The organism is Rhizobium sp. 05L419 (genome assembly GCF_056397845.1).
Genome location: NZ_JBFTOF010000078.1, coordinates 1 through 1157 on the forward strand (window position 1 = coordinate 1; position 1157 = coordinate 1157).

The 1157-nt window shown below is 63.3% G+C and carries 1 protein-coding gene; it reads left to right on the plus strand.

All coding sequences use genetic code 11. From position 1 onward, the window contains the following. The coding region (locus AC1DMK_RS31045; RefSeq protein ID WP_477864043.1) for an IS1182 family transposase at positions 1 to 1157 on the plus strand (1157 nt) is incomplete at both ends.

The window sequence follows — 1157 nt, forward strand, 5'->3', positions numbered from 1 at the left end:
CTGCTTCTTCCGCCGAGCGTGCAGGACTTCGTGCCGAAAGACCATGTCTCGCGGTTCATCGTTGAACTGGTGCGTGAGAACCTTGATCTCAAGGAGATCACGGGCAGCTATGTGAGCGGGCTCGGGCAGCCGCCGTTTGACCCGCGGATGATGGTGGCGCTTCTGCTGCACGGTTATGCGAGCGGGCTGTATTCGTCGCGGCGGATTGCCAAGGCCTGCCGCGAGCGCAACGATTTCGTGATGATCGTAGCGCTCGATGCACCGGATTTCCGCACGATCAGCGACTTCCGAAAGCGGCATTTGAAGGCGCTCGAGGCGCTGTTCGTGCAGGTTCTGAAGCTGTGCGAGACGGCGGGATTGGTCAAGCTCGGCCATGTCGCGCTGGATGGCACGAAGATCAAGGCGAACGCGTCGAAACACAAGGCGATGAGTTATGAGCGCATGAAGAAGCGCGAGGCGGAATTGAAGGCCGAGGTCGCCCGCATGCTGGCGGCGGCCGAGGCGGCGGATGCCGAGGAGGACGCGACTTTCGGCAAGGACAAGCGCGGCGACGAGATGCCAGATTGGGCCGCCGACARGCACAAGCGTCTGGCCAAGATCCAGCAGGCGATGGCGTCGCTGGAAGCCGAGGCCAGGTTGGCGGCGCAAGAAGAGCGCCGGATCGAGGCCGAAAAAGAAAAGCAGCGCCAGACCGAAGGCCGCAAGAAGCCTGGCAAACCGGCGGCGGCGCCATCGGAGGAGCCCGATCCCAAGGCGCAACGCAACTTCACCGATCCGGAAAGCCGCATCATGAAGTCGAAGGATGGCTTCGTGCAGGCCTATAACGCCCACGCCGCCGTCGATGCCCATGCCCAGGTCATTGTCGCCCACGACCTGACGCAGTGCGGCAACGACCAGGGCCAGTTGGTGCCGCTGATCGAGGCCATCGAGAACAATCTCGGCGCCAAGCCCAAGCAGGCCTCGGCCGACTCCGGCTACTGCAGCGAAGCCAATCTCGAAGCGCTCGACGCACGTGGTATCGACGGCTATGTCGCGCCCGGACGCGCCAAGCACCCGACCGCCGCGAACGGAAAGGCCGGCGGACCGCTGACCCAACGAATGCGAAGGAAGATCGATGACGGCGGCTTTGAAACGCCCTACCGATTGAGGAAGCAAGT